This window comes from Mycolicibacterium sp. SMGY-1XX, assembly GCF_059132455.1.
In genome coordinates this window covers 2794970-2815061 of record NZ_CP101139.1, presented here as the reverse complement: position 1 = coordinate 2815061, position 20092 = coordinate 2794970, and the positions used below count along the sequence as shown (strand labels likewise).

The 20092-nt window shown below is 67.2% G+C and carries 20 protein-coding genes; 5 read left to right on the top strand and 15 right to left on the bottom strand.

The features are described from left to right. Positions 1–4 precede the first annotated feature (4 nt). Positions 5–1420: a mycothione reductase gene (mtr, locus tag NL241_RS13835; protein WP_487689315.1), complete on the top strand. Its 1416-nt coding sequence runs from the start codon at positions 5–7 to the stop codon at positions 1418–1420. On the opposite strand, the gene NL241_RS13830 is transcribed toward mtr, so the two are convergent. The 10 genes from NL241_RS13830 to NL241_RS13785 form a co-directional block, all read right to left on the bottom strand. Further along, complete coding sequence (locus NL241_RS13830; protein WP_494397830.1) at positions 1417–2172, bottom strand: energy-coupling factor ABC transporter ATP-binding protein; 756 nt, start codon at positions 2170–2172, stop codon at positions 1417–1419. The two genes, mtr and NL241_RS13830, sit on opposite strands and share 4 nt — an antisense overlap. Continuing rightward, positions 2169–2945 (bottom strand): cobalt ECF transporter T component CbiQ, encoded by a 777-nt coding sequence (gene cbiQ / locus NL241_RS13825; protein ID WP_494397829.1) that lies wholly within the window; start codon positions 2943–2945, stop codon positions 2169–2171. Before cbiQ ends, NL241_RS13830 begins: the two co-directional genes overlap by 4 nt. A 3-nt stretch (positions 2946–2948) precedes the next feature. Then, a complete protein-coding gene (locus NL241_RS13820) occupies positions 2949–3308 on the bottom strand; it encodes a PDGLE domain-containing protein (protein WP_487689310.1) in 360 nt (119 codons plus the stop codon). Then, complete coding sequence (locus NL241_RS13815) at positions 3305–4009, bottom strand: energy-coupling factor ABC transporter permease (RefSeq protein ID WP_494397828.1); 705 nt, start codon at positions 4007–4009, stop codon at positions 3305–3307. Before NL241_RS13815 ends, NL241_RS13820 begins: the two co-directional genes overlap by 4 nt. Before the next feature lie 78 nt (positions 4010–4087). Continuing rightward, positions 4088–4429, bottom strand: coding sequence for an ArsR/SmtB family transcription factor (locus NL241_RS13810; protein WP_487689306.1), 342 nt, complete (start codon positions 4427–4429; stop codon positions 4088–4090). 9 nt (positions 4430–4438) lie between these two features. Further along, positions 4439–5170, bottom strand: a complete 732-nt coding sequence (locus NL241_RS13805) for a FadR/GntR family transcriptional regulator (RefSeq protein ID WP_487689304.1) — start codon at positions 5168–5170, stop codon at positions 4439–4441. 2 nt (positions 5171–5172) lie between these two features. Further along, complete coding sequence (locus tag NL241_RS13800; RefSeq protein ID WP_487689408.1) at positions 5173–5949, bottom strand: 3-oxoacyl-ACP reductase; 777 nt, start codon at positions 5947–5949, stop codon at positions 5173–5175. A gap of 1 nt (position 5950) precedes the next feature. Then, complete coding sequence (locus NL241_RS13795; protein WP_494397827.1) at positions 5951–7315, bottom strand: aldehyde dehydrogenase family protein; 1365 nt, start codon at positions 7313–7315, stop codon at positions 5951–5953. After that, positions 7312–8088 (bottom strand): gamma-glutamyl-gamma-aminobutyrate hydrolase family protein, encoded by a 777-nt coding sequence (locus NL241_RS13790; RefSeq protein ID WP_494397826.1) that lies wholly within the window; start codon positions 8086–8088, stop codon positions 7312–7314. The genes NL241_RS13795 and NL241_RS13790 overlap by 4 nt, the downstream gene beginning before the upstream one ends. Then, positions 8069–9436: a glutamine synthetase family protein gene (locus NL241_RS13785; RefSeq protein ID WP_487689299.1), complete on the bottom strand. Its 1368-nt coding sequence runs from the start codon at positions 9434–9436 to the stop codon at positions 8069–8071. The genes NL241_RS13790 and NL241_RS13785 overlap by 20 nt, the downstream gene beginning before the upstream one ends. Positions 9437–9636: 200 nt before the next feature. Here NL241_RS13785 and NL241_RS13780 point away from each other — a divergent pair, with 200 nt between their 5' ends. From NL241_RS13780 to ngg, 3 genes are all read left to right on the top strand, one after another. Next, positions 9637–11205 carry an amino acid permease gene (locus tag NL241_RS13780; RefSeq protein ID WP_494397825.1) on the top strand — a complete coding sequence of 523 codons (1569 nt, stop codon included), beginning with the start codon at positions 9637–9639 and terminating at the stop codon, positions 11203–11205. 142 nt (positions 11206–11347) lie between these two features. Further along, entirely contained in the window at positions 11348–13153 is a 1806-nt protein-coding gene (locus NL241_RS13775; RefSeq protein WP_494397824.1) for an N-acetylglutaminylglutamine amidotransferase, read from the top strand. Between the two features lie 8 nt (positions 13154–13161). After that, positions 13162–14928: an N-acetylglutaminylglutamine synthetase gene (gene ngg, locus NL241_RS13770; RefSeq protein ID WP_494398308.1), complete on the top strand. Its 1767-nt coding sequence runs from the start codon at positions 13162–13164 to the stop codon at positions 14926–14928. A 64-nt stretch (positions 14929–14992) separates the two neighbouring features. Here ngg and NL241_RS13765 read toward each other — a convergent pair whose 3' ends face one another. The 3 genes from NL241_RS13765 to map all read right to left on the bottom strand — a co-directional run bounded on the left by NL241_RS13765 (position 14993) and on the right by map (position 17208). Further along, entirely contained in the window at positions 14993–15559 is a 567-nt protein-coding gene (locus NL241_RS13765) for an alpha/beta hydrolase (RefSeq protein ID WP_487689293.1), read from the bottom strand. A 71-nt stretch (positions 15560–15630) separates the two neighbouring features. Next, entirely contained in the window at positions 15631–16299 is a 669-nt protein-coding gene (locus tag NL241_RS13760; RefSeq protein WP_487689291.1) for a hypothetical protein, read from the bottom strand. A 48-nt stretch (positions 16300–16347) separates the two neighbouring features. Continuing rightward, a complete protein-coding gene (gene map, locus NL241_RS13755) occupies positions 16348–17208 on the bottom strand; it encodes a type I methionyl aminopeptidase (RefSeq protein ID WP_487689289.1) in 861 nt (286 codons plus the stop codon). A gap of 80 nt (positions 17209–17288) precedes the next feature. Between map and NL241_RS13750 the strand changes: the two genes are divergently transcribed. Further along, positions 17289–17648, top strand: coding sequence for a PaaI family thioesterase (locus tag NL241_RS13750; RefSeq protein ID WP_487689404.1), 360 nt, complete (start codon positions 17289–17291; stop codon positions 17646–17648). On the opposite strand, the gene NL241_RS13745 is transcribed toward NL241_RS13750, so the two are convergent. Together NL241_RS13745 and NL241_RS13740 are read right to left on the bottom strand one after the other, a co-directional pair. Beyond that, positions 17645–18226 (bottom strand): DUF1707 SHOCT-like domain-containing protein, encoded by a 582-nt coding sequence (locus NL241_RS13745; protein ID WP_487689287.1) that lies wholly within the window; start codon positions 18224–18226, stop codon positions 17645–17647. The genes NL241_RS13750 and NL241_RS13745 overlap by 4 nt on opposite strands. A 21-nt stretch (positions 18227–18247) precedes the next feature. Beyond that, on the bottom strand, positions 18248–20062 hold the full coding sequence (locus tag NL241_RS13740) for a penicillin-binding transpeptidase domain-containing protein (RefSeq protein ID WP_494397823.1): 1815 nt from the start codon (positions 20060–20062) through the stop codon (positions 18248–18250). Positions 20063–20092: the final 30 nt, after the last annotated feature.

Genomic DNA, 20092 nt, shown 5'->3' with positions numbered 1-20092 from the left:
GCACGTGGACCATTTCGACCTGACAATCATCGGCACCGGCTCGGGAAACAGCATTCTCGACGAGCGTTATGCCGACAAGAAGGTGGCGATCTGCGAACAGAGCACCTTCGGTGGAACCTGCCTCAACGTCGGTTGCATTCCGACGAAGATGTTCGTCTACGCCGCGGAAGTGGCTGCGACCATTCGGGATTCAGCCCGGTACGGTATCGACGCACGGATCGACAAAGTGCGCTGGAACGACATCGTGTCGCGGGTCTTCGGCCGTATCGACCCGATCGCGCTCGGCGGGGAGCGCTACCGACGCTCCTCCCCCAACGTCACGGTTTTCGACAGCCACACCCGGTTCGGCCCCACCCAAGCGGATGGCCGCTACCTGCTTCGCACCGAAGCCGGAGACGAGTTCACCTCGGATCAGGTGGTGATCGCGGCCGGGGCGCGCGCGGTGGTGCCGGACGCGATCGCCGATTGCGGTGTGCCGTTCTACACCAGCGACACCATCATGCGGATCTCGGACCTGCCGGAGCACCTGGTGATCGTCGGCGGCGGTTTCGTGGCAGCCGAATTCGCGCACGTGTTCTCGTCGCTGGGTACCCGGGTGACGCTGGTGATCCGCGGGTCCACGCTGCTGACCCACTGTGACGACACGATCTGCGAGCGCTTCACCGATATCGCTTCCAAGAAGTGGGAGATCCACAGCCGGCGCAATGTCACCGGCTCGCGGCCGTGCGACGCCGGGGTGGAACTGGAACTCGACGACGGTGCCGTGCTCCAGGCCGACGCGCTCCTGGTGGCCACCGGCCGGATTCCCAACGGCGACCTGCTGTCTGCGGAGCTGGCCGGCGTCGAAGTCGACGAAGAGGGCCTGGTCAAGGTCGACGAATATCAGCGCACCACCGCTCGCGGCATCTTCGCTCTGGGCGACGTCAGCTCCGCCTACCAGCTCAAGCACGTCGCCAACCACGAGGCCCGGGTGGTCCGCCACAATCTGCTGGCCGACTGGGACAACACCGACACTTTGGTGGCCGCCAATCATGAGCACGTGCCGTCCGCGGTGTTCACCGACCCGCAGATCGCCATGGTGGGGCTCACCGAAAACGAAGCCAGGGCTGCGGGTTACAACATCGCCACCAAGGTGCAGGACTACGGCGACGTGGCGTACGGCTGGGCCATGGAGGACACCACCGGCATCGCCAAGATCATCGTGGAAGCCGACACCGGAACCATCCTCGGCGCGCACATCATGGGCCATCAGGCGTCGTCGCTGATCCAGCCGCTGATCCAGGCGATGGCGTTCGGTTTGGGCGGCCAGGAGATGGCGCGCGGGCAGTACTGGATCCACCCGGCGCTGCCGGAGGTCATCGAGAACGCGCTACTGGCGCTGTGCGGTGAGCCGCCGTGGCCGCCGGCCAAGAGACACTAGGGCTTGCGCGCCCGCGCGCCATCGAGGTCGAATCCCCACGGCAATTCGAGCCGGTGCGCGGCCAGCAGGGCCTCGTCTCCGAGCACTGAAGCGATGTCCCCGTCGGCGACCACCCGGCCGTGGTCGATGACGACGGCCCGGTCGCACAGTTGGGCCGCGTACGGGAGGTCATGGGTGACCAGCAGCATGGTCGCCTCCAGGGTCTGCAGGGTCTCGGCGAGTTCCCGGCGGGCGACGGGGTCGAGATTGGCCGACGGTTCGTCGAGCACCAGGATCTCCGGTTCGCACGCCAGCACCGCGGCCAGCGCTCCGCGGCGGCGCTGCCCACCGGACAGGTGCGCGGGACTGCGGTCGGCGGCCTCGGTCATGTCGACGGCCTCCAGTGCGTGACGCACCCGCTGCGCCAGTTCCTCCCCCTGCACACCGAAGTTCGCGGGCCCGAATGCGATATCCTGGGCCAGCGTGGGCATGAAAAGTTGGTCGTCGGGATCTTGGAAGACCAGCCCGACGCGGCGGCGGATCTCACGGACCGTTTTGCGCGACAACGTGATTCCCGAGATCTCCACCGTGCCCTCCGACGCGGTGAGGACACCGTTGAGATGAAGCATCAGCGTGGTCTTGCCCGCGCCGTTGGGACCCAGCAGTGCGATCCGCTCGCCGGCGGCCACTGTCAGGTCCACACCGTCGAGTGCTTTGTGGCCGTCGGGGTAGGCGTAGGTCAGACCCGCCACGCGCACTGCGGGAGCGTTCATCGCGCCACCCAGGCGCCGGCCGCCACCACGACACCCGCGGCGGCGGGCAGCAGTGCCGCAGTCCATTGGGCGGCGCTGGCCCGGGGCACGGCCGCGACCCCCGCCAACTCGGGCATCCGGCCGTCGAATCCACGTGACAGCATCGCGACGTACACGCGTTCACCTCGTTCATAGGATCGCAGGAACAACGCGCCCACCCCCTTGGCGATGGCGCCGGCCTGGTGCAGCGCCCGGGGTGAGTCACCGCGGGAGATCCGCGCCATCCGCATCCGGCTGATCTCGGCCGACAGCAGATCGAGGTAGCGGATCATCAGCACCAGCACCGAGGTCATCATGGCGGGCACCCCGAGCCGGCTCAGTCCCAGGGGCAGCTCGCGCGCGGTGGTGGTAGCGGCCACGGTCAGGGATGCCGCCACGCCGAGGGTGCCCTTGATGACGATTCCCCACGCGGCCCACAGCCCGGGCACCGACAACTGCAGACCCGCGAACACCACTCGTTCACCGCCTTCGGCGAACGGCAACAGCAGCGCCAGCACCACAAACGGCAGCTCGATCAGCATGCGCGGCAGGATCCAGCTCAACGGGATCCTGCCCACCGCCCACACCGTGAGAATGACTGCCGCGAAACCGGCGTAAGGCCAGAACATCTCGCGTGGCGTGGCAACGACGGCCAGGACGAACACCACCAGGGCGGCCACCTTGACTTCGGCCGGCAGCCGGTGTAGCGGCGAGTCGGCGTGCCGGTACAGCGGGTGCGCGTGGCCGGCACCCATCCGTCAGTCCCTCGTCTTGCGAGAGCGTGCGATGAGCCAGAACGCACCGCCGGCGACGGCCAGGGTCACCACGACGCCGATGACCCCGGCGATACCGCCGGTGTTCTCGCCACCGGCGACGGCGTAGTCGGCCAGCGGTGAGCCCGCCATCGAGTGGTCCTCGGCGTCTTGGGCGATGCAGGAACCGGTCAGGTGCTCACCGTCGGGGGTTTCGACGACTTCACAGCCCTGCAGGGTCGCCGAATCCAACCCGTCGGGACTGGCACTGGCGAAGTAGGACACCACCCCGGCGATCAGCAGGGTGGCCACCGCGAAGCCGGCCCAGAACACCCAACTGCGTTTCCTCACCTCGGTGGCGGTCATACCGAGACCTCTTCCCGACTGTTGCTGGTGCGCAGCAGGTACACCAGGTCCGGACGGGCCCGCACCACCGCCATGACCGTCAGTGCGGTGATCACACCCTCACCGACACCGATCAGGAGGTGCGTACCGAACATGTAGCCCGCCACCGTCGGCAACGACGTCTGCGCGGCTCCGCCGAGAGCGTATTCGAGGACGAAACCCATTGCGGCACAGACTGTTCCTATCAGCGCAGCAACGAACGAGATGGCACCCAGCACCGGCACGGACCCGGCGTAGCGCCGTCTGGTGAGCCGGCGCAGCAGCACCGCGGTGCCGTACCCGGCGGCCACCCCGATGACCGCCATGTTGACGATGTTGGTGCCCAGCGCGGTGACACCGCCGTCGGCGAACAGCAGGGCCTGCACCACCAGAACGATCGAGATGCACAGCGCACCGGTGTACGGCCCCACCAAGATGGCGGCCAGCGCGCCACCGAGCAGATGTCCGCTGACACCGGGCAGGATCGGGAAGTTGACCATCTGCACGGCGAAGATGAAGGCGGCGACCAGACCGGCCAACGGTACGGCGCGTTCATCGAGTTCTGCGCGGGCTCGCCAGGCGCAGGTTCCGATGACGGCCACCGCGATCGCCAAGAACAGCATCGAGACGGGTGCGTTGACGATGCCGTCGCTCATGTGCATCGCCACTGGGGTGCTGACCATCCACCGAGCCTAGGCCCGATCGTGAAAACATGTCTAGTTGTTCAGATGAACAGGGTGAAGCCTGTCCGCCCGGGCAGGTCAGCCGTGTGCGGCACCTATCCAATGCAGCAGGTCGTGCACGGTGTGATCCTCCAACTGGTAGGCCACCTGGCGTCCCACCCGCGTCGAGGCCACCCACCCCTGCTGGCGCAGGACGCGCAAAGCTTGCGATACGGCGTTCTCCGACCGCCCCAGCGCTGCCGCCAGATCGCCGACGCAGATTCCCGGCGCCCGATGCAGCGCCAGCAGGATCTCCAGCCGGTTCGGGTCGGACAGCAGATCGAACCGCAACGTCCAGCCCGAGATGTCGACATCGGCGAGCGCCGATGATGCGCGGTGCATCGGCGTCTCTCCCGTCGATGCAGAACCCGGGGTCGTCATGCTTCGAATTTAGTCCAAGAATCCGTGTAAGAGCGCCGCTGACCCGGCGACATGCGCGCGCATCGCCTCGGCGGCCCCTTCGGCGTCACCCGCCAGGATGGCGATCACGATGGCTTCGTGCTGCTCGTCGGAGTGCGCGATGTTGCGGGCCAGCAGCGGAATCTGGTCCAGCATCGCGTTGAGCCGCATCCGGTTCTCGGCGACCAGGGGCACCAGCGACGGCGATCCCGCGGCGGCCGCGATGGCAAGGTGCAGCCGGGAGTCCAGCCGCCGGTAGTCCTCCAGTTTCGCGGTGCGGACGTCAGTCAGCCGCGACCACAGCTCCTCGCGTTCGGCGGCGGTCAAGGTGCGCGTGGCCGCCATTCTGGCGGCACCGGACTCCAGGATCTCCCGCAGCCGCAACGCGTCGTCGATCTCGTCGCGGCCGGCGTGGGGCTGCTCCCCGGTATGGACCGGGAGCTCCTGCGCCAGGAACGTTCCGCCGTAGCGGCCGCGCCGCGACACCAGGTAGCCGGCGTCGGCCAACGACTTGATGGCCTCCCGGACCGTGTCGCGGCTGACACCGAGGCGGGCGGCCAGCTCCCGTTCCGGCGGCAGCGACTCCCCCGGCTGCAACACCCCGAGGCGGATGGTCTGCAACAGCCGTTCGACGGTGTCCTCGAACGCGTTCCCGGGCCGCACCGGGCGCAGCAGGGCCTCGCTGGCCTCTGCTGAGCTCGGCACCTCCGGGACGGCGCTCATGTCTACAGCGGGGTCACGTAGTGGCCGCTGATCCCCCCGTCGACCAGGAACGTCGACGCGGTGATGAACGACGCGTCATCAGAAGCCAGGAAGGCGACCGCGGCGGCCAGTTCCTCGGGCTCGGCGAACCGGCCGACGGGCACGTGCACCAGCCGCCGGGCCGCGCGCTCGGGATCCTTGGCGAACAACTCCTGCAGCAGCGGGGTGTTGACCGGTCCGGGGCACAGCGCGTTGACCCGGATGCCTTGGCGCGCGTACTGCACCCCGAGCTCGCGTGACATCGCCAGCACCCCACCCTTGGATGCGGTGTAGGAGATCTGGGACGTGGCCGAGCCCATCACCGCCACGAACGACGCGGTGTTGACGATCGACCCCTTCTGCGCCGGCACCATGTGGCGCAGCGCGGCCTTGCAGCAGAAGAACACCGACTTGAGGTTGATGTCCTGTACGCGGTCCCACGCGTCGATGCCGGTGACCTCGATCAGATCGTCCTCGGGCGGGCTGATGCCGGCGTTGTTGAACGCGATGTCCACCGAGCCGTGGGACTCGGCGGCGGTGTCGAAGAGCGCATCCACCGCGGCCTGGTCCGAGACGTCCACCTGGACGAAGGTGCCGTTCAGGTCGTCGGCGACGCTCTTGCCGGTGGCCGGGTCGATGTCACCGATGACGATGGTGGCGCCCTCGGCCTTCATCCGCTTGGCGGTGGCCAGCCCGATTCCGCTGGCGCCGCCGGTGATGACGGCCACCTTGCCTGCCAACCGCTGGGTCAGATCCATGATGTCAGTTCTCTCCGATCGCGATGAAGACGTTCTTGGTTTCGGTGAAATGCTCTGGGGCGTCAGGACCCAACTCGCGGCCCAGCCCGGACTGTTTGAAGCCGCCGAACGGCGTGTTGTACCGCACCGAGGAGTGCGAGTTGACGCTGAGGTTGCCGGCTTCCACGGCCCGCGACACCCGCAGCCCGCGCGACAGATTGTCGGTCCAGATCGAGCCGGACAAGCCGTATTCGCTGTCGTTGGCCAGCGCGATGGCGTCGGCCTCGTCGTCGAAGCGCAGGACCGTCACCACCGGGCCGAAGATCTCCTCGGTGACGGTGCGGTCGGTGCGTTGCGGCACCAACACCGTCGGCGGGAACCAGTACCCGGGGCCCGACGGTGCGCTGCCCCGGAACGCGACCGGCGCGTCGTCGGGCACGTAGGCGGCCACCGACTTCCAGTGCTTCTCGGAGACCAGCGGACCCATCTCGGTGTCCCTGGCACCGGGATCGCCGACGACGACGCCCTGCACAGCAGGTTCGAACAGTTCCATGAACCGATCGAACACATTGCGCTGCACCAGGATCCGGCTGCGCGCGCAGCAGTCCTGTCCGGCGTTGTCGAAAACACCGTAGGGCGCGGTGGCGGCGGCCTTCTCCAGGTCACAGTCGTCGAAGATGATGTTGGCGCTCTTGCCGCCCAGCTCCAGGGTGACCCGCTTGACCTGCTTGGCGGCGCCGGCCATCACCTGGGTGCCGACTTCGGTGGAGCCGGTGAACACGACCTTGCGGACGCCGGGATGCGTGACGAACCGCTCACCGATCACCGACCCCTTGCCGGGCAGCACCTGGAAAAGGCCCTCGGGCAGACCCGCCTCGAGCGCCAGCTCCCCCAGCCGGATCGTGGTCAGCGGGGTCCATTCGGCGGGCTTGATCAGCACAGCGTTGCCGGCCGCCAGCGCCGGGGCGAATCCCCACGACGCGATGGGCATCGGGAAGTTCCACGGGGTGATGATGCCGACCACACCGATGGGTTCGTGAAATGTGACGTCCAGACCCCCAGCGACGGGAATCTGTTTGCCGGAGAACCGTTCCGGGCTGGCCGAGTAGTACTGCAGGACGTCGCGAACGTGGCCGGCCTCCCATTCGGCGGCACCGATGGGATGCCCGGAATTGGCGACCTCGAGGGCGGCCAACTCATCGACATGGGAGTCGACGGCAGCGGCGAAGGCGCGCAGCGCCGCCGCTTTCTCGGCGGGTGCGGTGGCCGCCCAAGCGCGCTGGGCCACCTGGGCACGCGCGACGGCGTCGTCGACGGCGGACACGTCGAGTTGTTCGACGGTGCGCAGCACTTCCTCGGTCGCCGGATTGATCAGCGTCGAGTCACTCATGAAACCCTCTCTGTCGCATATATATTGGCCGCTCCCACCACTCCGGCGAACAGCCGCAGATCGTCGAGGCGCTCTTCGGGGTGCCACTGCACCGCCACCACCCAGGAGTGCGGATACTGTGCCGGGTCCAGTTCCACGGCCTCGATCACGCCGTCGGCGCTGTCCTGCGCGCTGATCACCAGCCCGCGGCCCAGGTGGTCGATGGCCTGGTGGTGGTAGCACTGCGCGTCCGTCGATTCCCCGATCAGCGCCGCGGTTCTGGTGCCCGGCACGGTGCGCACCGTCGAGGTGGTGAACACGGCGTTGCCGGCCTGGTGGCGGGTGTGCCCGAGCAGATCGGGCAGGTGCTGGTGCAACGTCCCGCCGAGCGCCACGTTGAGCACCTGAGCTCCCCGGCAGATGCCGAGCACCGGCATGTTGCGCGCCAACGCGCCACGCAGCAAAGCGAATTCCCAGGCGTCACGGTCACGCGCCGGCTGGTCGGTCGACGAGTGCGCACCGTGGCCGTAGGCGGCCGGGTCGACGTCGCGGCCCCCGGTGATGATCAGCCCGTCGAGGCCGTCGAGCACCCGGGACGCGATGGTCTCGTCCACCGGCTGCGGCGGCAGCAAGGTGGCGATGCCGCCGGCACGGGTGACGCCCTCGAGGTAGATACCCGGCAGGAAGCTGGCCAGCACGTCCCACACCCCGGTCTGGGCCTGCTGCAGATAGGTGGTCAGGCCCAGGACCGGCCGGGGTCCCTGGCCGGCCGTTTCAGAGACGTTCGAAACCACGCACCCGCTCCCAGTCCGTCACCGCCGAGTTGTAGGCCTTCAGCTCCACCCGGGCGTTGTTGAGGTAGTGCTCCACCACGTCGTCGCCGAACGCCTCGCGGGCGATTGTCGAGTTCTCGAACAGCTGCGCCGCTTCGGCCAGGGTGGTCGGGAGCCGCTGTGCGCCACCGGTGTAGGCATTGCCCTCGGTGGGGTCCTCCAGTTCCAGGCCGGCGTCGATACCGTGCAGCCCGCCGGCGATCAGCGCCGCCACCGCCAGGTACTGGTTGACATCACCGCCCGGGGCACGGCACTCCATCCGCATCCCGTGGCCGTGACCCACCACCCGCAGTGCACAGGTCCGGTTGTCGATCCCCCACGCAACCGCGGTCGGTGCGAAGCTGCCGTCGACAAATCGCTTGTAGGAGTTGATGTTCGGTGCATAGAACAGCGTCAGCTCACGCAGCGTGGCCAGCTGCCCCGCGACGAAGCTGCGGAACATCGACGACATGCCCAGTGGTTGGCTGTCATCGGCGAAGACAGCGCTACCGTCGGTCCCCCGGAACGACAAGTGGATATGGCAGCTGTTGCCTTCCCGCTCATCGAATTTCGCCATGAAGGTCAGGCTCTTGCCATGCTGGTCGGCGATCTCCTTGGCACCGTTCTTGTAGATCGTGTGATTGTCACAGGTGACCAAGGCCTGCGCGTAGCGGAAGCCGATCTCCTGCTGCCCGAGATTGCACTCGCCCTTGACCCCCTCGCAGTACAGTCCCGCACCCTCCATGCCGAGGCGAATGTCACGCAGCAAGGGTTCCATCCGCGTGGAGGCCAGCATCGCGTAGTCGATGTTGTAGTCCGTCGCGGGCGTCAGATTGCGGTAGCCCGCTTTCCAGGCGTCCCGGTAGGTGTTGTCGAACACCATGAACTCCAGCTCGGTGGCGGCCACTGCGTCCAGGTTGCGGTCGGCGAGCCGGTCCAGCTGTGTGCGCAGGATGCTGCGCGGGGCCTGGACCACGGGCTTGCCGTCGGTCCAGGACAGGTCGGCCATCACCAGCGCCGAGCCGGGAAGCCACGGCACCAGGCGCAGGGTGGTGAAGTCCGGGGTCATCACCATGTCGCCGTAACCGGTTTCCCAGCTGGAGATGGCGTACCCGTCGACGGTGTTGTTGTCGACGTCGACCGCCAGCAGATAGTTGCAGCATTCAGCACCATGGGCGGCGACGTCGTCGACGAAGAGCCGCGCTGAAATCCGCTTACCGGTCAGCCGGCCCTGCATATCGGTGAACGCGACGATCACCGTGTCGATGTCACCGGCGGCGACCAGTTCCTCCAGTTCCCTCTGGGACAGCAGACCCGTGTTCACGCCCATGCACACTCCCTTGTCCGATTCCGGTGAAAGTCAACCATTGCACGCCGCCCGCCGCCGAATTCACCCTGAACTTTTACCGAAATGTGGCAGCCAAAGGTAGGACACCAGACCAATAGCGTTCTATTGTGCCTACTCAGTGAGAGCCGGGTCACATCCTGGCCGAGTGCGCTCACGTTCGCCGCAACGTAAGGAGGGCAACGGTGCCCGAAGGCCACGAACAACTCACCGACGACGAGAAACACCTCGCAAAGCTGGGCTACGCCCAGGAGTTGCAACGGTCCTGGTCCGGTTTCTCGAATTTCGCGATTTCGTTCTCGATCATCTCCATCCTGGCCGGCTGCTTCACCTCTTTCGGCCTGGGCTGGAACAACGGCGGGCCCGCCGCCATCGCGTGGGGCTGGCCCATCGTGTCGGTCTTCATCCTGATGATCGGCTTGTGCATGTCCGAGCTGGTGTCGGCCTACCCCACCTCAGGAGGCATCTACTGGTGGGCCGCCAAACTCGGAGGCCCGAAAGCCGGCTTCTACACCGGCTGGCTGAACCTGATCGGTTTGATCGCCATCCTGGCCTCGGTCGCCTACGGCAGTGCCACATTCCTCGACCTCACCCTGGGCACCTTCAGCGAAGGCTGGCTGGCCGGCTACAGCCTGACCCGGACATTCGTCTTGTTCGTCGTGATCCTCGCCGTCGTGGCGACCATCAACATCTTCTCGTCGCACCTACTGGCGGTGATCAACAACATCTCGGTGTGGTGGCATGTGGCAGGTGCGGCGGCGGTCATCCTCATCCTGTTCCTGGTGCCCGAGCAGCACGCCAGCTTCTCGGACGTGTTCACCCAGACCATCAACAACTCCGGGATCTTCGGAGGCGAGAAGAACCTCGGCTGGGTGCTGTTCGTCCTGCCCATCGCCGCGATCCTGACGCAGTACACGATCACCGGATACGACGCCTCGGCGCACCTGTCGGAAGAGACACACAGCGCCGCCGATGCGGCAGCCAAAGGCATCTGGCGCTCGATCTTCTACTCCGCCATCGGCGGATGGATCCTGCTGCTGGCGTTCCTGTTCGCCGTCCAGGATGCCGACGAGGTGTCCGCCGGCGGCGGTGCCGTGGTGACGATCTTCACCCAGGCGATGGATTCGCAGTGGGTGGGCATCGTGTTGTTGATCTCCACCGCCGGCCAGCTGTTCTGCACCACCGCCTGCCAGACCAGCGCCTCGCGCATGCTGTTCGCCTTCAGCCGCGACCGGGCCGTCCCCGGACATCAACTGTGGTCGAAGATCAGCGCCAAGCGGGTTCCGGCCAATGCCGTGATCGTCACCGCCGTACTGGCGGCCGTCATCACCCTGCCCGCCCTGGTCGAAGTCGACATCAACGGCGCACCGGTTCCGGTGGCGTTCTTCGCGGTGGTGTCGATCGGCGTCGTCGGCCTGTACCTGTGCTTCGCGGTGCCGATCTATCTGCGTTGGCGGATGGGTGACGCGTTCGAGGTGGGGCATTGGAATCTGCGTGGGCACCACAAGTGGCTGGCCCCGATCGCGTTGGTCGAGATCGTCATCACCTCGATCATCGCGATGTTCCCGACGTCGCTGGGCGGCATGCCGTGGGACCCGAGCTTCGAGTGGAAGTTCGTCAACTACACACCGCTGTTGGTCGGCGGGGTGTTGATCCTGCTGTTCATCTACTGGCACGTGTCGGTGAAACACTGGTTCACCGGACCCATCAAGCAGGTCGACACCTCGGGAGGAACGCTCGAAGGCGTCTCCTGACCGGCCCGGCCCGAGCCGCCCCCCGTGTCTGTGATGGGGGTCTCGCCCGGGTTTGGCCGTCTTTCCGCTGGGTAAATCCTTTCGTCGCCGGGCGCCGACGCGCGGCAGACGCAGCGGAAGCCGACAGAGTAGGGTCGAACACGTGTGTGGAGCCACCGGCGAGGTACGCCTCGACGGAAAAACCCCAGATATCAGTGCCGTCGCCGCGATGGCCGAGGTCATGGTCCCCCGCGGGCCAGACTCGGCAGGAGTGTGGTCGCAAGGCAGGGTCGCGCTCGGGCACCGTCGCCTGAAGATCATCGACCTCTCCGAAGCCGGCGCCCAGCCGATGGTGGATTCCGAACTCGGGTTGTCGGTCGCCTGGAACGGGTGCATCTACAACTACGAAGAGCTGCGCGACGAGCTCGTCGGCCACGGCTACCGCTTCTTCTCCCACAGCGACACCGAGGTCCTGCTCAAGGGTTACCACCACTGGGGTGACCGGTTCGTCGACCACCTGAAGGGCATGTTCGCCTTCGCCATCGTCGAGCGCAACAGTGGCCGGGTGCTGCTGGGACGCGACCGCCTCGGCATCAAACCCCTCTACATCACCGAAGACGCCCACCGAATCCGGTTCGCCTCGTCGTTGCCCGCCCTGCTGGCCGGTGGCGGGGTCGACACCCGCATCGATCCGGTGGCGCTGAACCACTACCTGAGCTTCCACTCCGTCGTGCCGCCGCCGCTGACCATCCTGCGCGGCGTCCGCAAACTGCCGCCGGCCTCACTGCTGGCCATCGAGCCCGACGGCCGCCGGGTCGCGACCACCTATTGGACGCCGGATTTCTCGCGCCGCGAAGACCGTGCGGACTGGACCGAAAACGATTGGGAAGACGCCGTTCTGGAGTCGCTGCGGCTTGCCGTCAAGCGTCGCCTGGTGGCTGACGTCCCAGTGGGCTGCCTGCTCTCGGGCGGTGTCGACTCGAGCCTGATCGTCGGGCTGCTCGCCGAGGCCGGCCAGCACGGCCTCAAGACGTTCTCCATCGGTTTCGAGTCGGTCAACGGTGTGGCCGGCGACGAATTCAAGTACTCCGACATCGTCGCGAAGCGGTTCGGTACCGACCATCACCAGATCCGGATCGACACCGCCCGCATGCTGCCCGCGCTCAACGACACCATCGGAGCGATGAGCGAGCCGATGGTGAGCCACGACTGCGTGGCCTTCTTCCTGCTGAGCCAGGAGGTCTCCAAGCACGTCAAGGTGGTGCAGTCGGGCCAGGGCGCCGACGAGGTGTTCGCCGGCTACCACTGGTATCCCCCGATGGGCGAACCCGCCGCGGCCTCCCTGGACGGCTCGGTGGCCGCCTACCGTTCGGCGTTCTTCGACCGCGACACCGCCGGCGTCGGCGCTTTGATCACGGCCGCGTTCGCCGCCGAGGGCGACCCGAGCGGTCAGTTCGTCACCGAGCACTTCGGCGCCCCGGGCGCCGCCACCGGTGTGGACCGCGCGCTGCGGTTGGACACCACCGTCATGCTGGTCGACGATCCGGTCAAGCGGGTCGACAACATGACGATGGCGTGGGGCCTGGAGGGCCGGGTGCCCTTCCTGGACCACGAACTGGTGGAGCTGGCCGCCACGTGCCCACCCGAGCTCAAGACCGCCCATGAGGGCAAGGGTGTACTGAAACAGGCTGCGCGCAAGGTGATTCCGTCCGAGGTGATAGACCGGCCCAAGGGTTATTTCCCGGTGCCGGCCCTGACCCACCTCGAGGGCCCCTATCTCGAGATGGTGCGTGACGCACTGTTCGCCCCCGCCGCCAAGGAACGGGATCTGTTCCGTCCTGACGCGGTGGACCGATTGCTGGCCGACCCCAACGGCAGGCTGACCCCGTTGCGCGGCAACGAACTCTGGCAGATCGCACTCTTGGAGCTGTGGCTGCAGAAGCACGGGATCTCGGGACCGGCGGCGTGAGCGCGACGATGAGTCAGCCCGAGTCCGACCCCACCGAAGCGATCACCCTCGGCCTGCACGACGCCTCGCCCCAGCATCTCGTCGACGCCATGGCCAACAATGTGGAACTCGAACTCGGTTGGGGCAGACTCATTTTCGGCCAGACGTTCGCCGATCCCGCCGAACTGGCCGAGGCGCTGCGCCGCGAAGGCCCCGGCCGCCGCGACATCTGCATCTACGCTCGCGAGTCCCACGTGCTGGTGGCGATGGCACCACACGAACTCTTCATCGACCCGAGCCACACCTACCGACTCCGGTTCACCGGAGACACACTGGAGTCGACGCGGCCGCCGGTTGCGATCACCGTGCGACCGCTGCGCAGCGTCGCTGACGCCGACGCGATGAACCGGGTCTACGTGCGCTGCGGCATGGTTCCCGCTCCCACCGAGCTCATCTGGGACAACCATCAGCACGCCGGCGCCGTCGAATACCTGGTCGCGGTGCGCGATGACGACGACACCGTGATCGGTACCGTCACCGGCGTCGACCACGAACTGCTGTTCTCTGACCCCGAACAGGGTTCGAGCTTGTGGACGTTGGCTGTCGACCCGGCCGCCAACGTGCCCGGTGTCGGGGAAACGCTCACCCGCGCGCTGGCCGCGATCTTCGCCGAGCGAGGTCGCGCGTACATGGATCTGTCTGTGGCGCATGACAACAACGCCGCGATCGGGTTGTACGAAAAGCTCGGTTTCCAGCGAGTCCCGGTGCTGGCGATCAAGCGTAAGAACGCGATCAACGAACCGTTGTTCACGCCCGCGCCGGAGACGGTCGATGACCTCAATCCCTATGCCCGGATCATCGCCGACGAGGCGATGCGGCGCGGGATCCACGTGGAGGTGCTCGACGCCGAAACCGGCGAGGTGCGGCTGTCGCATGGCGGGCGCAGTGTCATCACCCGAGAATCCTTGTCGGAGTACACCTCTGCGGTGGCCATGAGCCGCTGCGATGACAAGCGGCTGACCCGGCGCATCGTCAGCGAGGCGGGTGTCGTGGTTCCGCGTGGCCGGCTGGCCACCTTCGACTCCGGTGATCACGAGTTCTTCGCCGAGGTGGGCGACGTCGTGGTCAAACCCACCCGGGGTGAGCAGGGCAAAGGGATCACGGTGGGGATCTCCAGCGACGAGGAACTCGACAGCGCCCTGGCCCGGGCGCGTGAACAACACCCCGAGGTGCTGATCGAACAGCGCGCTCCCGGCGACGACCTGCGACTGGTGGTCATCGACGGCAAGGTGGTGGCCGCCGCGCTGCGCAAGCCCGCGGAGATCATCGGGACCGGTAAGCACACCGTCGGCGAACTCATCGAGGCCCAGAGCCGTAGGCGCGCCGCGGCCACCGGAGGCGAATCGGTGATCCCCATCGACGAGGTCACCAAGTCCACGGTTGCCGAGGCCGGCTGGTCGTTTGATGACGTGCTGCCGGAGGGCACCCGTCTGCGGGTGCGCAACACCGCCAACCTGCATCAGGGCGGCACCATTCACGATGTCACCGCCGAGGTGAACCCGGAACTGTGCCGGGTGGCGGTCGTCGCGGCCGCGGCCATCGGCATCCCGGTCACCGGTATCGACCTGCTGGTGCCTGATGTGACCGGCGAGGAATATGTGTTCGTCGAGGCCAACGAGCGCCCCGGGCTGGCCAACCACGAACCCCAGCCCACCGCGGCGGCGTTCATCGACTTCTTGTTCCCGGGTCAGCCGGGACTGCCCCAGGCCTGGACGCCGGAGCACGCACCGGAGTGAGCGCTTGCGCGAACGACGCGTGCGTGCCAGTCAGACCCAGCACGCACCGGAGTGAGCGCTTGCGCTACCAGGTACTACTGCGGAGCACGATCTCGGCAGCCAACTGGGCGGTCCCCTCGTGGGCATTGCGCCGGGTGATCATGTCGACCATCCGGAAGTCGCCATAGACGAACCGCTGGCTCGCGCGGGCATTCGCCCGTGCCGCCGACGAACTCACCAGCACGGTGGTGTTCACCTCCACCGCGGGGCAGTCCGGGTCGCGGACCGTCCCGGTTTTGTCCGGCACCCGCGGGTGCCCGCGATCGATGACGATCAGCGCGGTGAAGCGGTCCAGGCGCGATGCGGCCAGTTCCCAGGCCAAGTCGGCCCCAGCCCGGTCGCCGACCAGCACCGCCCAGCGCACCCCGATGACGTCGAGCACTCCGAGGACCGACTTCGCCGACAATCGGGTGTCGGCCCCCACCACCACCGTCCGCAGGTTGGCAGTGTGGAGGCGGGCGCACACCCCGTCATAGGCGGCGGTGGCCAGGTCGGCGGCCGCCAGCAGAACCACCACCGGCCCTTTCTGCGGTCCGGAGATGTCAACGGGGATGGCGAAGCCCTCGACGGTCGGGATCATCGTCGCGGGCATTGCGCCACGCTACAGGGCAACACGCCGGCGGGGCGTAGTTTCGCCGGCTTTGAGATTCCTCTCAGAGCGAATCAGGCCGCGGCGATGCGCTCGGACTGCTTCTTCACCACGTCCAGAAACGTCTGTGGCAGAGACGCTTTGACGCTGATGTCGGGATTGGGGGTCGGCATGCTCAATCCGAACATGGCCATCGGGCCGACGTTGGCGAACGCCATGAACATGCTGCTCTCGGTACCGCCGAGATCCATCGTCTGCTGGTACACCAAGCTGCCGTCATCGGATGGCAGCTTCTCCGTGGTCATCGGAATGCCGGCCGAGCTGGGGTCGAAGAACGTCTGGAACTCGGCGCATCTCTCCGCGGTCTGGGCCAGCGCGTCGAGATCCAGATGCCAGGAGAGGACGGTCATGACGATCCGCGCCCCGTCGTAGGTTGCGCTGTACTGCACAGCGCTGCCCGGCCCGCGTTGAGCCGATTTCGCGATGACATTGGTCAGGCCGTCGGAGCAGCCGGCCGGCTTGGACAGCATGGCCGGCGGTCCGCCTGCTCCGTCCGGCCGGCCGGGTTCGAAGGTGATCCGGTCGTAGCGCACGCCCTCGGGGAAGTCCGGGGCGGTCAACACCACCTTCTCCAGGGTGGCCCCGGGCCATGTGGGGGTGCCTGCGACCACGGTGCTGCAGGACGACACCAGGACCATCACCAGGGTGAGACAGGCGAGGACGGCGCTGTTGCGGCGGGTCACCGCTTCAGGCTACCGGCGCCATGGCGGGCAGCCCGGCTGCTCACCAGGTCAGGGCGCCAGCGTCAGGATGTCGGCGCCGTCGTCGGTGACCACCAGGGTGTGCTCGAACTGTGCGGTCCAGCGTTTGTCCTTGGTGGCGACCGTCCAACCGTCGCTCCAGATCTCGTAGTCCAGCGAGCCCAGGTTGATCATCGGTTCGATGGTGAAGGTCATGCCTGGTTCCAGGACGGTCTCGACGGCGGGCTGGTCATAATGCAGCACCACCAGTCCGTTGTGGAAGGTCTCGCCGATGCCGTGGCCGGTGAAATCGCGAACCACGTTGTAGCCGAAGCGGTTTGCATACGACTCGATGACGCGCCCGACCGCCGACAGTTGCCGTCCCGGCTTGACCGCCCTGATGGCGCGCATGGTCGCCTCATGGGTGCGCTCGACGAGCAGCCGGTGCTCCTCGGACACGTCGCCGGCCAGGAAGGTGGCGTTGGTGTCACCGTGCACACCGTCGATGTAGGCCGTCACATCGATGTTGACGATGTCGCCATCCTCGATGACGGTGGAGTCCGGGATGCCGTGGCAGATGATCTCGTTCAGCGATGTGCAGCACGACTTCGGGAAACCCTTGTAGCCCAGGGTCGACGGGTATGCGCCGTGGTCGATCATGTACTCGTGCGCCACCCGGTCCAGGTGATCGGTGGTCACACCGGGAGCCACGGCCTTACCGGCTTCGGCAAGAGCCGCCGCGGCGATCCGTCCGGCCACCCGCATCTTCTCGATCACCTCGGGCGTCTGCACCCACGGTTCGCTGCCCTCTTTGGCCGTCGGCTTCCAGGCGTACTCGGGGCGCGGGATCGATTTGGGCACCGGCAGCGTCGGGGAAACCTCACCGGAACGAAGAGCAGTGCGTACAGCCATGAGGTCAGGGTAGCGGGGAGAACGTTCATCTCGTAAGAAGAGAATGCTGATACCGTGCGGGAGTGCACATGCTTGATCAAATGGGCTTCCGCGACATCGAGGTCGGTACCGATCGCCTGGTTCTCGAGGTCGACAACCGCCCGGATCTGGCCAACCGCCGCGGCGCACTCCAGGGAGGCCTGGTCGCGACGATGATCGACATCGCGGCGGGCAGGCTGGCCGGTGATCTGGTGGGTGACCATCAGGACGTCACCACCGCCGACATGACAGTGCACTTCCTGGCCCCGGTGGTGCAGGGGCCGGCCCGTGCGGTGGCCACCGTGGTGCGGGCCGGGAAGAGAATCATCGTGACCGCAGTCGACGTCACCGACGCCGGCCGCGACCGGTTGGCCGCGCGAGCCACGCTGAGTTTTGCGGTGCTGGACCGGCGCGACACCTAGCCGTTACGCCGTCGCCAGCCTTTGCGTGGGCCGCGGATGTCCACCCCGCCGCACACCACCTTGCCGGTGAGGATCACATGCGGATTGCCTTCGGCGGGTGCGTCTTTGCGGTGGTCGTGGGCGCTGCCGACGATCACCTCGACGTCGTCGATGGAGGCGCTGGCTCCGTCGGGCAGCCGAAGATCCAGCCCGCCCATACGCAGGTCGAGTTCGATGACGACGATCGGGCCGCCGAACCGCGCCCGGGTCAGGTCCAGGTCCACCGACCCCATCCGCCGTACCAGCGCCAGCCGGGTCGGCACGGTCCATTCGCCGTGGCGTTTCAGCGAGCCCAGGACGCCGCGCAGTTCCACGCGGTCGGCGACGGAGGTGACGATGGCACCGGGGCCCGGGAGGTCACCGACCAGGACGTCGAGTTCGGACTGCAGACGGGCCGCCGAGACCTGGGCGGAGCGCTCCTCGAACTCCCCGATGTCGATCAGCCCGAGGGCCACCGCATTGTGCAGCCGGCGCAGCGTTCCGTTGCGGTCCGCGTCGGAGACACGCATCGCGGTGGTGTGTTCGTCGATTCCAGTCATGGCCGACTTCAACGGTACCGCTCAGGTCAGGTAGTCGCCCGGGAGACTGTCGAGCATCTGCCGGGTCATCCGCACCGCGTACTCCGAACTCCCGCCGCCGACGATCAGCGACGCGAAGGCCATGTCGCCGCGGTAACCGGCAAACCACGAATGCGAACCGCCGGCGAACTCGGCCTCACCGGTCTTTCCGTAGATCATCCCGGCGTCGGCCAGATCCTTGGCGGTGCCGTTGGTGATCACCAGCCGCATCATCGACCGCAGCCCGTCGAGCAGTTCGGGGCTGATCGGCCTGGCCTCGCCCGTGACCTTGGTTTCGTGCCCGACGATCAGGTGCGGCACCGGCGTCTTACCGGAGGCGACGGTGGCCGCGACGAGCGCCATCCCGAATGGGCTCGCCAACACCTTGCCCTGGCCGAAGCCGTCCTCGATGCGCTCGGTGAGGTTCACCGTCGGGGGTACAGAGCCGGTGAAGGTGGTCAGGCCCTCGATCTCGTAGTCCTGCCCCAGCCCGTACTGAGCCGCCGCCACCGTCAACCCGTCGCGCGGCATGCGGCTGGCCAACTCGGCGAAGGTGGTGTTGCAGGAGCTGGCGAACGCCCGCGACAGTGGCACCACACCGAGGTCGAAACCGCCGTAGTTGGGCACGATGCGGTGCCCGATCTCGGCAGTGCCCGGGCAGCCCAGCAGCGTATTGGGTGAGGCCATATCGCGGTCCATCGCCGCACCCGCGGTGACGATCTTGAACGTCGACCCCGGCGGATACTGACCCGTGGCGGCGACCGGTCCGTCAGCGTCGGCGGCGGCGTTCTGGGCCACCGCGAGGATCTCCCCCGTCGACGGCTTGAGCACCACCAGCATGGCCTTCATCCCCTGGCCGTTGACGGCGTTCTGCGCGGCGTCCTGCACCGCCCGGTCCAGGGTGATGGAGATCGACGGGGCGGGTGACGGCACCACCTCGTTGAAGATGTCGACGTCGACACCGTTCTGGTTGACGCTGACCACCCGCCAGCCGGCATCGCCGTCGAGTTCGTCGACGACGGCCTTCTTGACCTCGTTGATGATCGCGGGAGCGAAGCTCGGGTCCGTCGGCAGCAGGTCCGCCTGCGGAGTGATCACGACGCCCGGCAGCTGGCCGATGGCCGGGGCCACCCGGTCGTTGTCGGCCTTGTTCAGCGTGCCGAGGCTCAGCGCCCCGGCGGTCGAGCTGGCCTCCTCGGCGAGGCGCTGGGGATCCAGGGTGTTGTTGAACGGGCGCAGAGCGTCGGTGACCAGTCGTGCGGTGTTCATCAGGTCGCGGCCGGCCTTGGCGGCGTCGAGCTGATAGTGGTACAGGTTGCCGGGCACCAGGACGTCGGAGCCGCCGAGTTCGTTGACCGAGGCTCGCCGCGGCGGGTCGGACCTCAGCTGCAGCGACTGGTTCTCCCCGAGCTTGGGGTGCAAACCGGTTGCCGCCCAACGCACTTCCCACTGTCCCTCGTCGCGCACCATGTTCAGCTGGCCGTCATAGGTCCAGATACGGCCCTTGGGTAGGTGCCACGTGTACCGGTAGTTCACGCTACCGATGTCCTCGGTGTACTTGGCCCCGGTGATCTGGGCGTCGAGGTGTTGGGCTTGCAGCCCGCCCCACGCGTCGTTGAGGGCAGCGCGGGCTTCGTCGGGCTTGTCGGTGAACTGCGAGGCGCCGGTGGTGTCGCCGGTGGCCAGCGCGGCGAAGAAGCGTTCGGCCGCGGGGGTGGGTCCGTCCGGGCGCGGCGTGCACGCGGTGAGCCCGATGCCGAGCGTCGCGACGGCCAACGTTGCCGTTACGCGTGTTACTAGTGATCCATTTGTGACCATTGAGGCTGATGTTAGGGCGGGGATGCACCG

Excerpts from the sequence above, each read along its gene's own strand:
- NL241_RS13765 (WP_487689293.1), bottom strand. The coding sequence starts at position 15,559 with ATGCCCGCGACGATGATCCCGACCGTCGAGGGCTTCGCCATCCCCGTT.
- NL241_RS13805 (WP_487689304.1), bottom strand. The coding sequence starts at position 5,170 with ATGAGCGCCGTCCCGGAGGTGCCGAGCTCAGCAGAGGCCAGCGAGGCC.
- NL241_RS13795 (WP_494397827.1), bottom strand. The coding sequence starts at position 7,315 with ATGAGTGACTCGACGCTGATCAATCCGGCGACCGAGGAAGTGCTGCGC.
- NL241_RS13740 (WP_494397823.1), bottom strand. The coding sequence starts at position 20,062 with ATGGTCACAAATGGATCACTAGTAACACGCGTAACGGCAACGTTGGCC.
- NL241_RS13745 (WP_487689287.1), bottom strand. The coding sequence starts at position 18,226 with ATGACTGGAATCGACGAACACACCACCGCGATGCGTGTCTCCGACGCG.
- NL241_RS13815 (WP_494397828.1), bottom strand. The coding sequence starts at position 4,009 with ATGGTCAGCACCCCAGTGGCGATGCACATGAGCGACGGCATCGTCAAC.
- NL241_RS13750 (WP_487689404.1), top strand. The coding sequence starts at position 17,289 with ATGGGCTTCCGCGACATCGAGGTCGGTACCGATCGCCTGGTTCTCGAG.
- ngg (WP_494398308.1), top strand. The coding sequence starts at position 13,162 with ATGAGTCAGCCCGAGTCCGACCCCACCGAAGCGATCACCCTCGGCCTG.
- map (WP_487689289.1), bottom strand. The coding sequence starts at position 17,208 with ATGGCTGTACGCACTGCTCTTCGTTCCGGTGAGGTTTCCCCGACGCTG.
- NL241_RS13785 (WP_487689299.1), bottom strand. The coding sequence starts at position 9,436 with ATGGGCGTGAACACGGGTCTGCTGTCCCAGAGGGAACTGGAGGAACTG.
- NL241_RS13830 (WP_494397830.1), bottom strand. The coding sequence starts at position 2,172 with ATGAACGCTCCCGCAGTGCGCGTGGCGGGTCTGACCTACGCCTACCCC.
- NL241_RS13820 (WP_487689310.1), bottom strand. The coding sequence starts at position 3,308 with ATGACCGCCACCGAGGTGAGGAAACGCAGTTGGGTGTTCTGGGCCGGC.
- NL241_RS13810 (WP_487689306.1), bottom strand. The coding sequence starts at position 4,429 with ATGACGACCCCGGGTTCTGCATCGACGGGAGAGACGCCGATGCACCGC.
- cbiQ (WP_494397829.1), bottom strand. The coding sequence starts at position 2,945 with ATGGGTGCCGGCCACGCGCACCCGCTGTACCGGCACGCCGACTCGCCG.